The organism is Nocardiopsis akebiae, assembly GCF_018316795.1.
GTDB classification, from domain to species: domain Bacteria; phylum Actinomycetota; class Actinomycetes; order Streptosporangiales; family Streptosporangiaceae; genus Nocardiopsis; species Nocardiopsis dassonvillei.
Genome location: NZ_CP074132.1, coordinates 1,641,312 through 1,657,273, shown reverse-complemented (window position 1 = coordinate 1,657,273; position 15,962 = coordinate 1,641,312). Strand labels below are relative to the sequence as shown.

Annotated in this window: 12 protein-coding genes; 3 read left to right on the top strand and 9 right to left on the bottom strand. The window is 72.4% G+C overall.

Features of this window, described 5'->3' with window-relative positions:
* The first annotated feature begins 201 nt into the window (after positions 1–201).
* Positions 202–1,050 carry an AMP-binding protein gene (locus KGD83_RS07130; RefSeq protein WP_394358113.1) on the top strand — a complete coding sequence of 283 codons (849 nt, stop codon included), beginning with the start codon at positions 202–204 and terminating at the stop codon, positions 1,048–1,050.
* Between the two features lie 212 nt (positions 1,051–1,262).
* Here the strand turns inward: KGD83_RS07130 and KGD83_RS07125 are convergent, their stop codons facing one another.
* Positions 1,263–1,814, bottom strand: a complete 552-nt coding sequence (locus KGD83_RS07125) for an ATP-binding protein (protein ID WP_212643078.1) — start codon at positions 1,812–1,814, stop codon at positions 1,263–1,265.
* A gap of 352 nt (positions 1,815–2,166) precedes the next feature.
* Between KGD83_RS07125 and KGD83_RS07120 the strand changes: the two genes are divergently transcribed.
* Positions 2,167–3,126, top strand: a complete 960-nt coding sequence (locus KGD83_RS07120; RefSeq protein WP_212643077.1) for an ATP-binding protein — start codon at positions 2,167–2,169, stop codon at positions 3,124–3,126.
* Between the two features lie 14 nt (positions 3,127–3,140).
* Here KGD83_RS07120 and KGD83_RS07115 read toward each other — a convergent pair whose 3' ends face one another.
* The 3 genes from KGD83_RS07115 to KGD83_RS07105 all read right to left on the bottom strand — a co-directional run bounded on the left by KGD83_RS07115 (position 3,141) and on the right by KGD83_RS07105 (position 7,084).
* A complete protein-coding gene (locus tag KGD83_RS07115; RefSeq protein ID WP_212643076.1) occupies positions 3,141–4,364 on the bottom strand; it encodes a multidrug effflux MFS transporter in 1,224 nt (407 codons plus the stop codon).
* Between the two features lie 145 nt (positions 4,365–4,509).
* Positions 4,510–5,352 carry a GNAT family N-acetyltransferase gene (locus tag KGD83_RS07110; protein ID WP_212643075.1) on the bottom strand — a complete coding sequence of 281 codons (843 nt, stop codon included), beginning with the start codon at positions 5,350–5,352 and terminating at the stop codon, positions 4,510–4,512.
* A gap of 91 nt (positions 5,353–5,443) precedes the next feature.
* On the bottom strand, positions 5,444–7,084 hold the full coding sequence (locus KGD83_RS07105; protein WP_212643074.1) for an alpha/beta hydrolase: 1,641 nt from the start codon (positions 7,082–7,084) through the stop codon (positions 5,444–5,446).
* 148 nt (positions 7,085–7,232) lie between these two features.
* On the opposite strand from KGD83_RS07105, the gene KGD83_RS07100 reads away from it, so the two are divergent.
* On the top strand, positions 7,233–7,697 hold the full coding sequence (locus tag KGD83_RS07100; RefSeq protein ID WP_212643073.1) for an Lrp/AsnC family transcriptional regulator: 465 nt from the start codon (positions 7,233–7,235) through the stop codon (positions 7,695–7,697).
* Between the two features lie 263 nt (positions 7,698–7,960).
* On the opposite strand, the gene KGD83_RS07095 is transcribed toward KGD83_RS07100, so the two are convergent.
* From KGD83_RS07095 to KGD83_RS07075, 5 genes are all read right to left on the bottom strand, one after another.
* Entirely contained in the window at positions 7,961–9,670 is a 1,710-nt protein-coding gene (locus tag KGD83_RS07095; protein ID WP_212643072.1) for a flavin monoamine oxidase family protein, read from the bottom strand.
* 177 nt (positions 9,671–9,847) lie between these two features.
* Positions 9,848–10,654 (bottom strand): carbon-nitrogen hydrolase family protein, encoded by an 807-nt coding sequence (locus tag KGD83_RS07090; RefSeq protein WP_212643071.1) that lies wholly within the window; start codon positions 10,652–10,654, stop codon positions 9,848–9,850.
* 238 nt (positions 10,655–10,892) lie between these two features.
* Positions 10,893–12,377 carry an amino acid permease gene (locus tag KGD83_RS07085; RefSeq protein ID WP_212643070.1) on the bottom strand — a complete coding sequence of 495 codons (1,485 nt, stop codon included), beginning with the start codon at positions 12,375–12,377 and terminating at the stop codon, positions 10,893–10,895.
* A 710-nt stretch (positions 12,378–13,087) separates the two neighbouring features.
* The gene (gene ispG, locus KGD83_RS07080; protein WP_212643069.1) at positions 13,088–14,245 is read right to left on the bottom strand and encodes a flavodoxin-dependent (E)-4-hydroxy-3-methylbut-2-enyl-diphosphate synthase; all 1,158 of its coding nucleotides are present in this window, start codon (positions 14,243–14,245) and stop codon (positions 13,088–13,090) included.
* Positions 14,246–14,603: 358 nt separating this feature from the next.
* On the bottom strand, positions 14,604–15,959 hold the full coding sequence (locus tag KGD83_RS07075) for a M50 family metallopeptidase (protein ID WP_212643068.1): 1,356 nt from the start codon (positions 15,957–15,959) through the stop codon (positions 14,604–14,606).
* Positions 15,960–15,962 lie beyond the last annotated feature (3 nt).

Here is a 15,962-nt window from a genome sequence, read left to right as displayed (position 1 = left end):
CGGTGTGACACTGGTTCCCGGCGGACGTCAGCCCCGGGGAGGTCTCCGGGGCCGGTGGGAGGCCGCGTCGGCACGGGTTGCGTCCTGGGGAGGGACGCCGCATCCGCCGACCGGTGCGTCGCCGCCGGGTTCGCCACGTGGAGGGGGCGTGACGAGCCCGGGCGGCGGCACCGCCGCCTGATGGGCGAACTGGGGGTACGTATGGGGGTAGGGCTGTCTTCAGGAACCGGACGACCGGGGCGCCACCTGCCGCGCCGGGACGACCCGATCGGATCCTTGACCGGAGGCCTGTGCGAACGGCTCCGGTTGCGGCCCGCGCGGGGGGGATCGATCCGCGGGGTCGGGCACCGCGTGGACGCCCTGTCGTTCGCCGCCAAGGTGGAGCAGGCCGCGGCGGGGCTCAGCCGCCGGGGCATGTGCTTCGGTGACGTGGTGGGGGTGCTCGCGCCGGTCTCGCCGGACCGGTTCCTGGCCACCTACACCGTGATGGCCGTTGGCGGGCGCGCGCTGCCCCTGTCGACCGCCTCCGACCTGGACACCCAGTGCGCTGTGCTCACCGAGACCGACACCCGCCTGCTCCTGGTCAGCGCGGACATGGCGCAGACGGCGCTGGAGCTGGCGGAGCGCTCGCGGGTGCGGCAGGTGATCGCGTTCGGGCAGGCGCTGGGGACCACGCCCTTCGAGGAGCTGTTGCAGCCCAGCCCCGACGGCAACGGGTACAGCCCGGCGCGCGGCCTGTTCGACAACGGCATCCTGGGCTACGAGGACACCAGCGGGGGGCTCCTGACCACGCTGCACCCGCACAACGACCTCATGGGGCGCTTCTCGGAGCTGCGGGACCTGCTGGAGCTGACCGCCGACGACGTGGTGGCGGTGGACGAGCGCGGCGACGAGGCCACGCGGGTGGCCCTGGTGGCGCTGGCGCTGTGGACCGGGGCCTGCGTGCTGACGGGGGCGGACTGCCCGCCGCCGGAGGGGCGCCAGGTGACGGTGCGCTGCGCGCCCGAGCCGGAGCGGATCGGCTACCCGCCGTCCGGCGGGGCGTACTGACCCGGGGCGCGTTGGGGGGACGCGGGTCCGCTGGTGCGGCGGGGGCCGACGGTAAGGCCGTGGATCCGGGCGTCGGCTGGAGCTGACCGTGCGGACGGGGGCCGCAGGATGCCTCGCGGCGGACGGGGAGGGCGCCGCGGGCGTCCGCCGGGGGCCGTGCCGCGCGGTGACGGTGGACGGGGGCGGCCCGTGCCCCCTTCCGGTTCACGCCCTCAGTCGTCGACCGCCAGCTCCGCCTCCGGACGCCCGCCCTCGGCGGTCTCCCCGGCGTGGTCGTCGATCTCGAACCAGGCCACGTGCGTGGCGTCGCTCCAGTACTCGCCGCTGCGGGTGGCGCAGCTGTCCACGATGAGCTTGCCGCGGCCGAAGTCGTCGCCGTCCTCCCGCGTGTGCTCGCTCTCGCCGTCGCGCACGCCCTGGTCGGCGATGGCGACGCGCAGACGCCCGTCGTCGGAGCGGATGAACAGTGTCATGACGCCGCCGCTCTGCCCGGAGCGCGAGTGGAGCAGGGCGTTGGTGGCCAGCTCGCTGACGGCCAGCTCGGCGTCGTCCAGGGAGCCCTCGGAGTGGCCCATGCGGGTGAGGAAATCGCGCACGCGGGAGCGGATGGAGCGCACCGCGGTCAGGTTCCCGGCACAGCTCCACACCGTGTGGTCGGTGACCCCTCCGGTGAGTTCGCCCGTCTCGATGGTCGGTGCGGCCGGAGCCGTGCCCTCCGGCGCCTCCGCGGGCACGTATTCCCGGAGTTGCCTCGCCTCAGCCATCCGGTCACTCCAATCACCCGCGACGGACGCGCGGGTTGCGCCGCCTGCACTCACCTTAGACAAGGGTGTGCTGGCTCCAGAACAGCACACCCGTGTTCTCCCTGTCGGGGATTGGCCACAAAACCCTGTCACGTGTCATCCCCGATATGGACAAAGGAAACAGTCCCGACTCCAGCGACACCCATGTGAGGTGTAACACGTTGGCAATACGCGGCGCGACGGGACCGTTCGGCTGACAGCGCGAACAACAGGAACGATAATCGTTGCCACATCCGGGCCCCGGTCGGCCCGTCCCTCCGCGGGCGGGCAACCGCCGCGCGCCCGGCGCACACCCACGTTCCGAAGGACTCACATGAAGATCGCGTTCGCCGGCAAGGGCGGCAGCGGCAAGACCACCCTGTCCGCGCTGTTCACCCGCCACCTGGCCGCCCAGCACGTGCCCGTGGTGGCCGTCGACGCCGACATCAACCAGAACCTGGGCGCCGCGCTGGGGGCGTCCGAGGAGGACCTGGCCGTCCTGCCGCCCCTGGGCGCGCACCTGGACGAGATCAAGGAGCTGCTGCGCGGGGACAACCCGCGCATCCACTCGGCACGGGAGATGATCAAGACCACGCCGCCGGGCCGCGGGTCGCGCCTGCTGACGGTGACCGGGGACAACCCGCTGCACACCCGCTTCGGAGCGCGGATCCGGGGCGCCACACTCATGGTCACCGGCCCGTTCGCCGAGTCGGACCTGGGCGTGTCCTGCTACCACTCCAAGGTGGGCGCGGCCGAGATGTACCTCAACCACCTGGTGGACGGGCCCGGCGAGTACGTGGTCGTCGACATGTCCGCGGGCGCCGACTCCTTCGCCTCGGGGATGTTCACCCGCTTCGACATGACCTTCCTGGTCGCCGAGCCCACCGTGCGCGGCGTGGGCGTGTACCGGCAGTACGCCGAGTACGCCCGCGACCACGAGGTCGCCATCCGCGTGATCGGCAACAAGGTGCGGGACGAGTCGGACGTGGAGTTCCTGCGCGAGCACGTGGGCGACGCGCTGGCGGGGTGGATGACGCACTCGGGGTTCGTGCGCTCGATGGAGAAGGGCCGCCACCCGGCGCTGGCGGAGCTGGAGGAGGACAACGTCAAGACCCTGGCCCTGATGCGGGACATGGCCGACGCCGCGCCCAAGGACTGGGAGCGCTTCACCCGGCAGTCGGCCGAGTTCCACCTGCGCAACGCGCGGGCCTGGGGCAACGAGGCCAAGGGCGCGGACCTGGCCGCCCAGGTGGACCCCGGCTTCCTCATGGGTCCGGCGGCGCTCACCGGCTGAACGCGCGGAGCGGGTCACGGGGCCGGGTCGGCCACGCGCCCGCGCACGCGCGGCGAGGTCAGGGCCAGCAGGACGCCCAGGCCCAGGAGGGAGGTGGTGAACAGGACGGCGCCCATCGGCACGGCGGTGCTCTCGTCCAGGCCCACCAGCGGCGCCACCGCCGCGCCGAGCAGCGGGGGCAGCGCGCCCAGCACGGCGCTGGCGCTGCCCGCCCGCCGCTCCTGGCCGCGCATGGCCAGGGCGAAGGAACTGGTGAGGATCATCCCCATGCACGTCATGTAGACGAAGATCGGCGCCACGAGGGCCACCAGCGGGCCGTCCACCAGCGTCGCCGCGAGCAGCACCCCGGTCGCCGCCACCGCGGCGGAGACCGCGCACACCAGGAGGACGCGCTCACCGAAGCGGGCACTGAAACGGCCCACCGCCCAGCTCCCGGCGATGATGGCCGCGCCGTTGATCCCGAACAGCACGCCGAAGACCTGCGGCGACACCCCGTACAGCTCCTGGTAGACGAACGGCGTCCCGGCGACGTAGGCGAAGCTGCCGCCGTGCACGAGGCCGACCACCAGCGCGTAGCCGAGGAAGGCGCGGTCCCTCAGCAGCTCCCCCACCGTCCGCAGGGTGCCGCCCACCGTGCCGGGGATGCGCCGCTCCACCGGCAGGGTCTCCTCCAGCCGCAGCGCCACGATCACGACGATCACCGCGCCCAGCAGCGCCAGGGCCAGGAAGACGGCCTCCCAGCCCGCGAAGGACGGCCACAGGATGGCGCCGCCCGCGATCGGCGCCAGCAGGGGCGCGACCGCGTTGACCACCATCAGCAGGGCGAAGAACCGGGTCAGCTCGGTGCCGTCGAACACGTCGCGCACGACCGCGCGAGAGAGCACGACCCCGGCCGAGGCGGTGAACCCCTGGAGGAAGCGGGCCAGCACCAGCACGGCGATGTTCGGCGCCAGGGCGCACAGCAGCGACGCCAGGACGAACAGGACCAGGCAGGTGAGGAGCGGGCCGCGGCGCCCCCGGGCGTCGCTGATCGGGCCGACCACCACCTGGCCCACGGCGAGGCCGATCAGGCAGGTGGTCAGGCTCAGTTGCACGTGGGAGGCGCCGGCCCCCAGGTCCGCGGCGATGTCGGGGAAGGCCGGCAGGTACATGTCGATGTTGAGGGGGCCCAGGACGGCGAGCAGGCCGAGGAGGAGGGCCAGGCCCAGGCGTGCGCGGCCGGTCGGGTTGTGCTGCATGGCGCTCTCTCGTGGGTGGCAGAGGGCGCGGGGCGCCACGGACCTGGGACCAGGCTAACCGGCCGCGGCTCCCCCGGCCCCGTCGCGGGGGCGGATCTGACACTGGTCCGTCAGAACGCCGTCGGCCGCGCCGGTCGCGGTGCGCTCAGAACAGCACCGACATGACCTCGCCGACCTGGCGGAAGCCGACCCTCTCGTAGGCGGCGCGGGCCGGGGTGTTGAAGTCGTTGACGTAGAGGGTGACGCGGGGCGCGATCTCGGCGAGCGCGTACTCGACCACGGCCGCCATCCCCGCCGTGGAGTGCCCCCGGCCGCGCAGGTCCGGGTGCACCCACACGCCCTGGACCTGGCAGGCGTGCCGGGTGACCGCGCCGATCTCGGCCTTGAACACCACGCGCCCGTCCTCGATGCGGGCGAAGGCCCGGCCGGTGCGCACCAGTTCGGCCACCCGGGCACGGTAGAGCGCGCCGCCGTCGCCGGAGTCCGGCGGGACGCCGACCTCCTCGGTGAACATGGCCACACAGGCGGGCACGATGGTGTTGAGCTCGGACAGCTGGACCCGGCGTACCAGGGGGTCGGCGGGCACCGGGGGCGGGCCGCTGATCTCCAGGACGGGCTGGCTGGCCCTGATGACGCGGGCGGGCCCCCACGCCGGGGTGACCTGCTGCCAGAAGTCGCTGACCGCGTCGACGGGACCGACGATCGAGGAGCAGCGGCGGCCCCTCCAGCGGGCGTGGTCGGCGAAGCTGCGGATCGCGGCCGGTCCGGCGTTGACGGGGACGAGGTTGGCCCCCGAGTAGCACAGGGCGGTCAGGCGCCCCCTCTCGGTGTGCCCCCACACCTCGGCGCCGCCGGGGCCGCCGGAGAGGCCGGTGGCCATCAGGCGGGAGGTGACGAAGACGTTGCCCACGGGGTCGGCGTCCAGGAGCGCGCGAACGGCCTCCCGGTCGCGTTCGCCGAGGATCCGTACCGGCGAGGTCCGCAGCATCGCATCTCCCCCATCTTCCCAGTGCCCTCGTTCGGGCGCCGGGGGACGACCAACCAAGCCTTTTCGCGCCGGTTCCAGCCTATTCGACCGGTTACTCCCGCGTCTCGGACTCCACGATCGCGCCGACGTGGTGCCCGGGTACCGGAGCGGGACGCTCCACCATCGTCCCAGGTGCGTTCTGGGCGGTACGCGGCTGGGGTTCGGGGCGTCCCTCACAGGTGACGTCGGGCCCCTCGCCCTCGGCGCGCGCGGGCAGCTCCCCGTCCCGGAGGTAGGCGGTGACGATCTCGTCCACGCAGTCGTTGCCGGTGAGCGAGACGCCGTGGGTGTGGCCGCCCTCCTCGGTCACCAGGACGGAAGCGGGCAGGCGCTCGCGCAGGGAGAAGGCGCCCTCGACCGGCGTCGCGCCGTCCTCGGTGGCGTGGACCAGGAGCACGTCGCCCCCGTAGGCGGGGTGTTCCCCGGGGCCGTCTCCGACCTGGAACCAGTCGCCGGATCCGGCGCTCCAGGAGGCGCACGGAGCGTTGTACCAGGTGTTGTTCCAGCTCATGAAGGGCGCCTCGGCGTGGGACTCCTCTGCGTCGGCACTCCACGTGGACCAGTCCCGGGGCCAGTGGGAGTCGGTGCACTGGACGGCGAGGTAGCCGCCGTAGCCGCGGTCGGATCCGGCGTTCTCCCCGTAGGCCTCGTACAGGGCGAGCAGGGGCGCGCCGTCGGACTCGGTGATCCGGGCCGAGAGGGCGTCGGCGACCGAGGTCCAGTAGGCGCTGCTGTAGGCGACCACCATGGCCGTGCCCTCCAGTTCGGTGGGGCCGACCGTGCCCTCGGCGGGCTCGTCCTCCAGTTCCGAGCGCAGGGTGTAGTAGGCCTGGGCGACCTCTTCCCCGGTCGTGCCGAGTCCGTAGACGTCGTCGTGGCGGGCGGTCCAGGCGAAGAAGGCGTTCGCCGCGCGGTCCAACGCGCGGTTCTGGGCGAGGTTGCTCTCGTACCAGGGCTTGTCGGGGTCGACCACGCTGTCCAGGACCAGGGAGCGGACGCGGTCGGGGTAGAGCGCGGAGTAGACGGTGCCCAGGTAGCTGCCGTAGGAGTAGCCGAGGTAGTCGATCCGCTCCCGCCCCAGGGCGGCCCGGATGGCGTCCATGTCGTGGGCGGTGTCCACGGTGCGGGTGTGCCCGAGCAGGGGGCCGGTGTTGTCCGCGCAGGCCTCGGCGTAGGCCCGGGCGTCGGCGCGCAGCGCCTCCTCGGCGGCGGCGTCGGCGGGCACGGCGGCGGGTCGCACTGGGGTGAAGTGGCCGGGGTCGCAGGTGATGGACGGGGTGGAGGCGCCCACCCCGCGCGGGTCGAAGGAGACGACGTCGTAGGTCTCGCGCAGTTCGGCCGGCATGCGCCAGTGGGTGTAGGAGGCCCACTGGCGTCCGGCGCTGCCGGGTCCCCCGGGGTTGACCAGCAGGGTCTGGCGGGCCTCGCCGCCGGCGGGGACCCGCGAGAGCGCGATTTCGACGCCGTCGTCCCGGCCGCTGAGCCGCCCGCCGTCGGCGGTGCGGGCGAGGGGGACGGTGAGGGTGGCGCACTCCAGGTCCTCGTCCGCGACGGGCTGGATGTCCTCGCAGGGCGCCCAGTCGAGGCCGCCCTGGTCGATGCGGGTGGTCTGGCCGGCCTGCGCTGGGACCGCCGCGACCAGGGAGGCCAGGACCGCCACGGCCGAGACTCCGGCCCGGGTTCGTGCTCGCACTCGTCCACTCCCTCACAGAGATGATTACAATATGAATTGTTATCACTCCGGAGGGTAACCAGCGGATGCGACACGAGTCCCAGGGGGACACACCCCGGTAACATGTGCCCTGCCTCAATCAGACGTGGACAGACGGGGACGAAGCGCAATGCGGCTGGATCGTGTCGATGAGCGGATCATCGCGACACTCGGCGCGGACGCGCGGATGAGCTTCGCCGAGATCGGCCAGCGGGTCGGGCTGAGCCCCTCCGCGGTCAAGCGCCGCGTGGACCGGCTGGTGGAGTCCGGCGCGGTGCGCGGGTTCACCGTGGTGGTGGAGCCGCAGGCCGTGGGGTGGACCACCGAGGCCTTCATCGAGCTGTACTGCCGGGCCCGCACGTCACCGGGCGAGATCCGGACAGGTCTCGCGGGCTACGCCGAGATCACCTCCGCGTGCACGGTCACCGGTGAGGCGGACGCCATCGTGCAGGTCCGCGCCCGCGACACCCACCACCTGGAGGAGGTCATCGAGCGCCTGGGCGCCGAGCCGTTCGTGGTGCGGACCAAGAGCACGCTCGTGCTCTCGCGCCTCGTGGACCAGCCCATCCTCGCCGGGACGGCCGATCTGCCGTGAGGCGCCTCCCCGCGGCGGGACCGCGGGAAGGCGCCCGACGAGGTACCGCTCGGGCGTCGGTGGGGTGCTGGAGGATTCTTAGGTGGGACTGCGGGGAACGAGCCGTCACGCCGGAGGATCCGAAGGTTCGCCCCTTCGGGGAAGCCCGAACAGGAAAGGGCTGCGCGGAGCTTCCGTTGAGGGTGGCGGCCCGCCTCCGCGCGGAGCGCCCCCGGCGGGCGACGGGCGGGCGAAGCGGAGCGGCGGCCCGAAGGGGCGCTACCTCAGTCCTCGGGGAGGGCGACCGGCGCGAGCTCGTCGAACAGGTCGCCCGGGCCCGGGTTGGACGGGTCGGTCCCGCCGCCGAAGTGGTGGACCACGCCCCACACCGCGTTGAGCGCGGTCTGCACGGCGCCCTCGGCCCAGCCCGCCGTCCAGGACACGTCGTCCCCGGCCAGGAACAGACCGCGGTGGCGCTCCTCCAGACCGTCCTGGCGGAAGTGCGTGAACAGGCGGCGCTGGTAGCGGTAGTGGCCCGGCAGGTTGGCCTTGAACGCGCCCATGAAGTAGGGCTCGTCCTCCCACGACACCGTCACCGGGTCCCCGGTGATGTGGGAGCGGATGTCCACGCCCGGGTAGATCTTGGACAGCGACGAGAGCATGACCTCCAGACGCTCGTTGGCCGACAGCGGCAGCCACTTGAGCGAGTCGTCGCACCAGGTGTAGGACATGCAGATGGCCGCCGGGCCGTCCGGGTCCGACCCCTCCAGCAGGTAGGTGCCCCGGGTCATCCGGTCGGTGAGCGTCATGCTCATGACGTCGCGGCCGGTCTCGGGGTCCTCGTCCCGCCAGAACGCGCGGTCCACCGGCACGAACAGCTTCGAGGACTCCATGTAGTGGGTGCGCTCGATCGCCGTCCAGTGGTCGATGGGCAGCAGGTCCTCGTCGCAGTCGATCTTGGACAGCATCATCCAGCTCTGCGCGGTGAACACGGCCGCCGGGTAGGTGCGGGTGGAGCCCGAGGCGTCGGTGACCGTGATGTTGCCCGCCGGGGAGCCCTTGGCCGCGGTGCGGCGCAGGGCGGTGACGGCCGGACGCGGGCCGCCCTCGTGCAGCGAGGCCAGGGTGGTGCCCTGCGCCCAGTGCACGAGCTTGTCCGGCGTGTCCTCCCACAGGCGCAGCGGCAACTGCTCCACACCGCCCACGATGCCCATGTGGTCGTCGTCGGCGCCCGTGTAGGTGACGCGCAGGATCTCCAGGATGGAGTTGGGGAAGTCGGTGTCCCAACCGCCGGTCCCGAAGCCCACCTGGCCGAAGATCTCGCGGTGGCGGAAGGAGGCGAAGGCCGGGGAGTCGCACAGGAAGCCGTAGAAGGTCTGGTTGTCGAACCGGGCGACCAGCTCGTTCCAGATCTCCTTCTGGGTGGCCACGTCGCGCTCGCGGATGGCCTTCTGCATACGGGTGTGCTGGACGCTGTCCAGGGCCGCGTCCCAGGCGCGGGCCACCTCGCGGTAGACCTCGGGCAGGTCGTCGAGCGAGGTGGCGTAGTGGGCCCGCCCCTTGAGGTCGACCACGGTGCTGGGGGTGGCCGGGGAGAGCGGGTTGGGGAACGGCGTCGTCTCCAGGCCCGCGCGGTCCACGTAGTGCCAGAAGGCGGTGGAGGACGGCGGGAAGCGCATGGCGCCCATCTCGGCGACCACGTCGTCGGGGCAGCCCGCGAGCTTCTCCGTGCGCAGCCGCCCGCCGATGCGGTCGGCCTCGTACACGACCGGCCTGAGCCCCGTCTTCATCAGCTCGTAGGCGGTGACGATCCCCGACAGCCCGCCGCCGATGACGGCGACCTCGGTGCCGTGGCGCTCCGCCGGGACCTGCCCGAGTCCGGCGGGGTGCTCCAGGTAGGCGTCGTAGGCGAACGGGAAGTCCGGCCCGCACATGTTCAGCGGCGTGTCCTGCGCGGGTGCGGCACCGGCCGCCGTGGGCACGGCAGACGTCATTCTCCAACCCCTCCTTCGTGGGTGCGGTCCGGCGGGGAAGCCGGTGGTCGTCCGTGCGCGGCGGCACGGGTCGTGATGGCGGATCGACGGCTCGGGGGGCGCGGGGGCGCGGGCGGGCGCGCCCCGGCACGGGAGTGTGACGCCGGGCGGCGCGGCGCCGTCCGCCTCAGGCGAGGGTCAGGCGGTGAGCGTCCGGTACAGGGCCGGACGGCGGTCGTCCAGATAGGACTGCGCGCTGCGGGCGCGGGTGAGGGCGTCCGGGTCGACGTCGCCGACCAGGAACTCCTCGCCGGGGCCGGCACGCAGCGTCTCGGAGCCGTCGGGCGCGAGCAGGGCGCTAAGCCCCGCGTAGCGCAGGTCGCCCTCGGCGTCGCAGCGGTTCACGTACGCCAGGTGGATCTGGTTCTCCAGGGCGCGCACCGGCACGATCCTCTCGGCCACCTCGGTGAAGGGCATCATGAGCGCGGTGGGCACCAAGAGGAGTTCGGTACCGGCGAGGGCGTGGGCGCGCACGGTCTCGGGGAACTCGACGTCGTAGCAGACCAGCAGGCCGACGCGGATCCCGTCGAGGTCGGTCTGGACCACCGGCTCCGCGCCCGGGGAGAACGCCCCGCGGTCCAGGTCGCCGAACAGGTGGGTCTTGCGGTAGGTCCGGCGGTCGCCGTCGGAGTCCACGAGCTGGACGGCGTTGTACACGGCGCCGTCGGCGCGCTCGGGGAAGCCGTGCACGATGGCGACGCCGGTGTCGGCGGCGATCGCGGCGACAGCGTCGCTGAGGGGGCCGTCGCGGGGTTCGGCGAGCCGGGCCAGGACGTCCGGGTCCAGGTTGTAGCCGGTCAGGGACATCTCGGGTCCCACGAGCAGGCGGGCCCCGGCGTCGGCGGCGGCTCTGGCGCGGTCGGCGAGCCGGTCGAGCGCGGCGGCGGGGTCCGCGCCGGGTCCGGCGCCCTGGTCGAGGGCCACGCGCAGGGGTCCGCGTGTCACTGCCTCTCACCTCGCTTTTCTCCGTCGTCTCGGGGCCGCGTCCACTCTAGGTGGACGAACGCGCCGAAACAGTGCGCCCATCCGGAGGATTCCCGCGTCTTTTCTGCGAGGTGCCGCTGTTCCTTGCGCCCGCGGGCGGATCGGTGCGGCATGTGGTGCGCCGCACCCTCCCGGGGGACACGCGAGGGGCCGGGGGGATCCCCCCGGCCCCCGCACGCGCGGTTCCCGACCGGTGCGGCTAGGCGCGGACCTCGCTGGTCACGGGGTCGGTCTCCAGGACGGAGCGGCGCATGCTGTAGGCGAAGTAGACCGCCACGCCGACGGCGAGCCAGACCAGGAAGGCCGCCCACACGCTCATCGACATGCTGAACATGAGGTAGGCGCAGGCCAGCACTCCCAGGACCGGCGTGACCGGCGCCCCCGGCACGCGGAAGGCGCGCGGCAGGTCGGGCCTGCTGCGGCGCAGCACCAGGACGGCCACGTTGACCAGGGCGAAGGCGAAGAGGGTGCCGATGGCGGTGGCGTCGGCGAGCGGCCCGAGCGGGACCAGGGCGGCGAGCAGCGCGATGAGCACGGAGGTGATGAGGGTGTTCGTGCGCGGGGTGCCCTTGGCGTCGAGGGTGGAGAAGGCCCTGGGGATGAGCCCGTCTCGCGACATCGCGTAGAGGATGCGGGTCTGGCTGTAGAGCACGACCAGGACCACGCTGGCCAGGGCCAGGACCGCGCCGGCGGCGAAGATGACCGCCCACACGGGGGTGCCGGTGACCGAGGTCAGGATGCCCGCCAGGGAGGTCTCGCCGTCGACGAAGCCGGTCCAGTCGAGCGCGCCGACCGCCGCGAAGGCGACCAGGCAGTACAGCGCGGTGACCAGGATCATCGCGAACATGATCGCCCGGGGCAGGTCGCGCTGCGGGTTCTTGGCCTCCTCGCTCGCGGTGGAGACCGAGTCGAAGCCGATGTAGGAGAAGAACAGGGTGGCGCCCGCGGCGCTGACACCGGCCATGCCCATCGGCATGAACGGGGCGAAGTTGCCGTCCTGGACGGCGGTGATCGCGATGGCCACGAACATCACCAGGATGGCGACCTTGACGGCGACCATGACGGCGTTGACGCGGCTGCTCTCGCGGACCCCGGCGAGCAGGGCGAACATGGACAGCAGGACCACGACGGCGGCGGGCAGGTTGATCACGCCGCCCTCCATGGGGCCGACGAGAACCGCGCCCGGCAGGGACAGGCCGGTGGTGAGCTGGAGGAGTTCGTTGATGTACTCGCCCCAGCCGACGCCGACCGCGGCGACCGACACACCGTAGGTGAGCATGAGGCACCAGCCGCACACCCAGGCCATGAACTCGCCGATGGTGGCGTAGCTGTAGGAGTAGGCGGAGCCGGAGGCGGGGATCATTCCGGCCATCTCGGCGTAGGCGAGCGCGGAGAACAGCGCGGTGATCCCGGCGAGCACGAACGAGAGGATGACGGCCGGCCCGGCGACGGGGACGGCCTCGCCCAGCACGACGAAGATGCCGGTGCCCAGGGTGGCGCCGATGCCGATCATGGACAGCTGCCAGAAGCCCATGTGCCGTCGGAGGCCGCTGCCCTCGGAGTCCTGGGTCTCGGCGACGAGCCTCTCGATCGGCTTGCGCCTGGTGAGGCGCTGCCTCAGCGCGGGCGCACCGCCCGGGCCTGCGGCCCCGCGGGCGTCCGCAGGGCTCTTCTGGTCCACCACGTGTCTACTCCTCGTTCATGTACGTGGGCACACCGCTTCCCCGGGGGAGGTACGGCGGGGTGGGGGTCCGGCCGCCGCGCGTCGGGGCGGCCCGAAGCCCTCAGCAACGGTAGCCGCGTTATCTACGTAACATGACCCACATTCGTTGCGTCTGTCCGTTTCAAGCGGCGGGATCGTGCGCGTCCGCGCAAGGAAACGCGGGTTCCTGTGATCGACGCCATACAAAGTCACCCTGGGTGACCACTACCACGCAGGAGAGCGAACAAGCTGGTCAGGGGCGCGCGGCGAAGCCCCGGGCACGACGGAGGACCGGAACCCGCCCGTGCGCGGACGCGCCCCGGCCCTCGTGCGCGTGCCGGTCCGCCCGGGGCCGGACAGGACCGACCGCCCGACCGCCAAGCCCCGTTCGAGTCGGAAGTAGGTTCGCCGCGTGTTCACGACCGCGGGGACCAGGAGGGGAAGCCTTGGGGCCGGGAACGGTGCCGACGAGGAGGTTGAGGAAACCCACGACCCGTTGCCACGACCCGCTGACCACGTTGACCGCCCCGAGCATCGTGATACTCCAACCGAGCAGCCCGTGGACGGCGTTGGCGAGGGGGCGGACCGGTCGTCCCCGTGATCATGCGCGTGTCCAGGCACCGGCACCACAGCGAACGGCCGCGCCGGCCCCCGGAAGGGGCGGCGCGGCCGTCGGAGGCGGCGGGAGGGGCTCAGCCGGCCACGGAGACCGTGGGCGCGCCCGACTCGGCGCCGGACTCGCCCATCTCCTCGGCGATGCGCATGGCCTCCTCGATGAGGGTCTCCACGATCTTGGACTCGGGCACGGTCTTGATGACCTCGCCCTTGACGAAGATCTGGCCCTTGCCGTTTCCGGATGCCACGCCCAGGTCGGCGTCGCGGGCCTCGCCGGGGCCGTTGACGACGCAGCCCATGACGGCCACGCGCAGCGGAACCTCCATGCCCTCCAGACCCGCGGTGACCTCCTCCGCGAGCGTGTACACGTCCACCTGGGCCCGGCCGCAGCTGGGGCAGGAGACGATCTCCAGGCCGCGCTCGCGCAGTCCGAGCGACTCCAGGATCTGGTTGCCGACCTTGACCTCCTCAGCGGGGGGCGCGGACAGGGACACGCGGATGGTGTCACCGATGCCCTCCGAGAGCAGCGCGCCGAAGGCCACCGCGGACTTGATGGTGCCCTGGAAGGCGGGACCGGCCTCGGTCACGCCCAGGTGCAGCGGGTAGTCGCAGGCCGCGGAGAGCTGGCGGTAGGCGTTGACCATGACCACGGGGTCGTTGTGCTTGACCGAGATCTTGATGTCGCGGAAGCCGTGCTCCTCGAACAGCGAGCACTCCCACAGCGCCGACTCGACCAGGGCCTCCGGTGTGGCCTTGCCGTACTTCTGGAGCAGGCGCTTGTCCAGCGAACCGGCGTTGACGCCGATGCGGATCGGCGTCCCGGCCTCGCCGGCCGCCTTGGCGATCTCGGCGACCTTGTCGTCGAACTTCTTGATGTTGCCCGGGTTGACGCGCACGGCGGCGCATCCGGCGTCGATCGCCTGGAACACGTACTTGGGCTGGAAGTGGATGTCGGCGATCACCGGGATCTGCGACTTCTTGGCGATGACCGCCAGGGCGTCGGCGTCGTCGTTGGTGGGCACGGCCACGCGGACGATCTGGCAGCCCGCGGCGGTCAGCTCCGCGATCTGCTGGAGGGTCGCGTTGATGTCGGAGGTACGGGTGGTCGTCATCGACTGCACGGACACCGGGGCGTCCCCACCGACGGGAACGTTCCCGACCATGATCTGCCGCGTCTTGCGCCGGGTCGCGAGCGGGCGCGGCGGTGCGGCGGGAATACCGAGATCGACGGTCACGCTTGATTCACCTCGTCTGCCGCCGAGGAGGGGGCGGCACTTGATTCGTCCGTTTCGGGAATTGGGTGTCCGGCGCAGCGCGCGGGTCCGCGTCCGGGGATCACCGTGTCCGGCGGCCTTGGCTACGCCGTCGTTCCCGGATCGCGCCCCCAGGTTACCCGTACCCGGGAGCGTGCCCGGCACGGAACGCGGACCGGGATACCAGGGTGAACGACCGGCGCCGCGGGGGTGTCCGCCGCCCGTCGGGCGGTCACCCGGGCGGTGGACGGGAAGGGCCCCGGCACAGGGCCCGGCTCCCCGGACCGACCGGGCGGGCGGAGCCCCGTCCCGGCGGCCGGAGGGCCGCCGGGACGGGGGGTCAGCCGAAGAGCCTGACCGGGTTGAACAGGTCGGCCACGAGCAGGACCACGCTGAACACCAGGAAGCAGGCCACGACCACGTAGGCCACCGGTGTCAGCATCGCCACGTCCACCGGGGCGGGTTCGGGTCTGCGGAAGAGCCTGGCCCAGCCGCGCTTGATCCACTCCCAGATGGCGCCGGCCATGTGACCGCCGTCCAGCGGCAGGATGGGCACCAGGTTGAAGGCGAACAGGAAGAGGTTCACCCCGGCCAGGATCTGGATCATGATCGCGGCGGTGTCGGCCACGGGCAGGCCCTGGGCCATGATCTCGCCGCCGATGCGGGAGATGCCGATGATGCCCACCGGGGAGTCCTGAGTGCGCTGCTCGCCCAGGAACGCGGCGGCGAACACGTCGGGCACCTTGCTGGGCAGGGCGATGAGGGCCTCGCCGACGCCGACCATCATGCCGCCCATCTCGGCGGCGGACTGGGCGAGGGTGAGCGGGGCGCGCTCGGTGGCGAAGACGATGCCGAGGAAGCCCACGACCTCGGTCTCGTAGACGCGGTAGCCCTGCTCGTCGTAGACCGGCTCGCCGTCGGCGTCGGTCTCGTAGACGAACTCGCCCTCGGCGTCGCGGGCCGGGAGCTCGTTCTCGACGATGTCGACGTCCAGCGGCAGCCGCTCGCCGTCGCGCTCGACCACGATCTCCGTGTCGCCCACGGCCTCGCGGATCTGCCGGTTGGCGGTGCTCCAGTCCGGGGTGGACTCGCCGCCGACGGAGACGATGACGTCGCCGGGCAGCATCCCGGCCTCGGCCGCGGGCGTGGGCGGGGCGTCCTCGCAGTCGGTGGCGGAGCTGCCCGCGGGGACCACGCACTCGCTGACCGTGGCGATCTGGGTCGTGCTCTGCGGCACCCCGATGCCCATGAACAGCACGGCGAGCAGGATCGCGGCCAGGATGACGTTCATGCCCGGACCGGCGAACATCACGATGAGGCGCTTCCAGGGCGCCCGCTGGTAGAACTGCCGGTCCTGGTCCTCCGGGGACAGCTCGACGTAGGACGCCTCACGGGCGTCCTCGGCCATGGCCCGCCAGCGCGAGAGCTTGCGGGAGCTGTCGTCGGCCCTCTGGCGCGAGGGCGGGAGCATGCCGACCATGCGCACGAACCCGCCCAGCGGGACCGCCTTGACGCCGTACTCGGTCTCGCCCCTGCGGACGGACCACAGGGTCTTGCCGAAGCCCACCATGAACTCGGTGCACTTGATCCCGAACATCTTGGCCGTGGCCATGTGGCCCAGCTCGTGCCAGGCGATCGAGAACAGCAGGCCGAAGACGAACAGGACGATCCCGACCACGGTCAACAGGGCGACCATGCA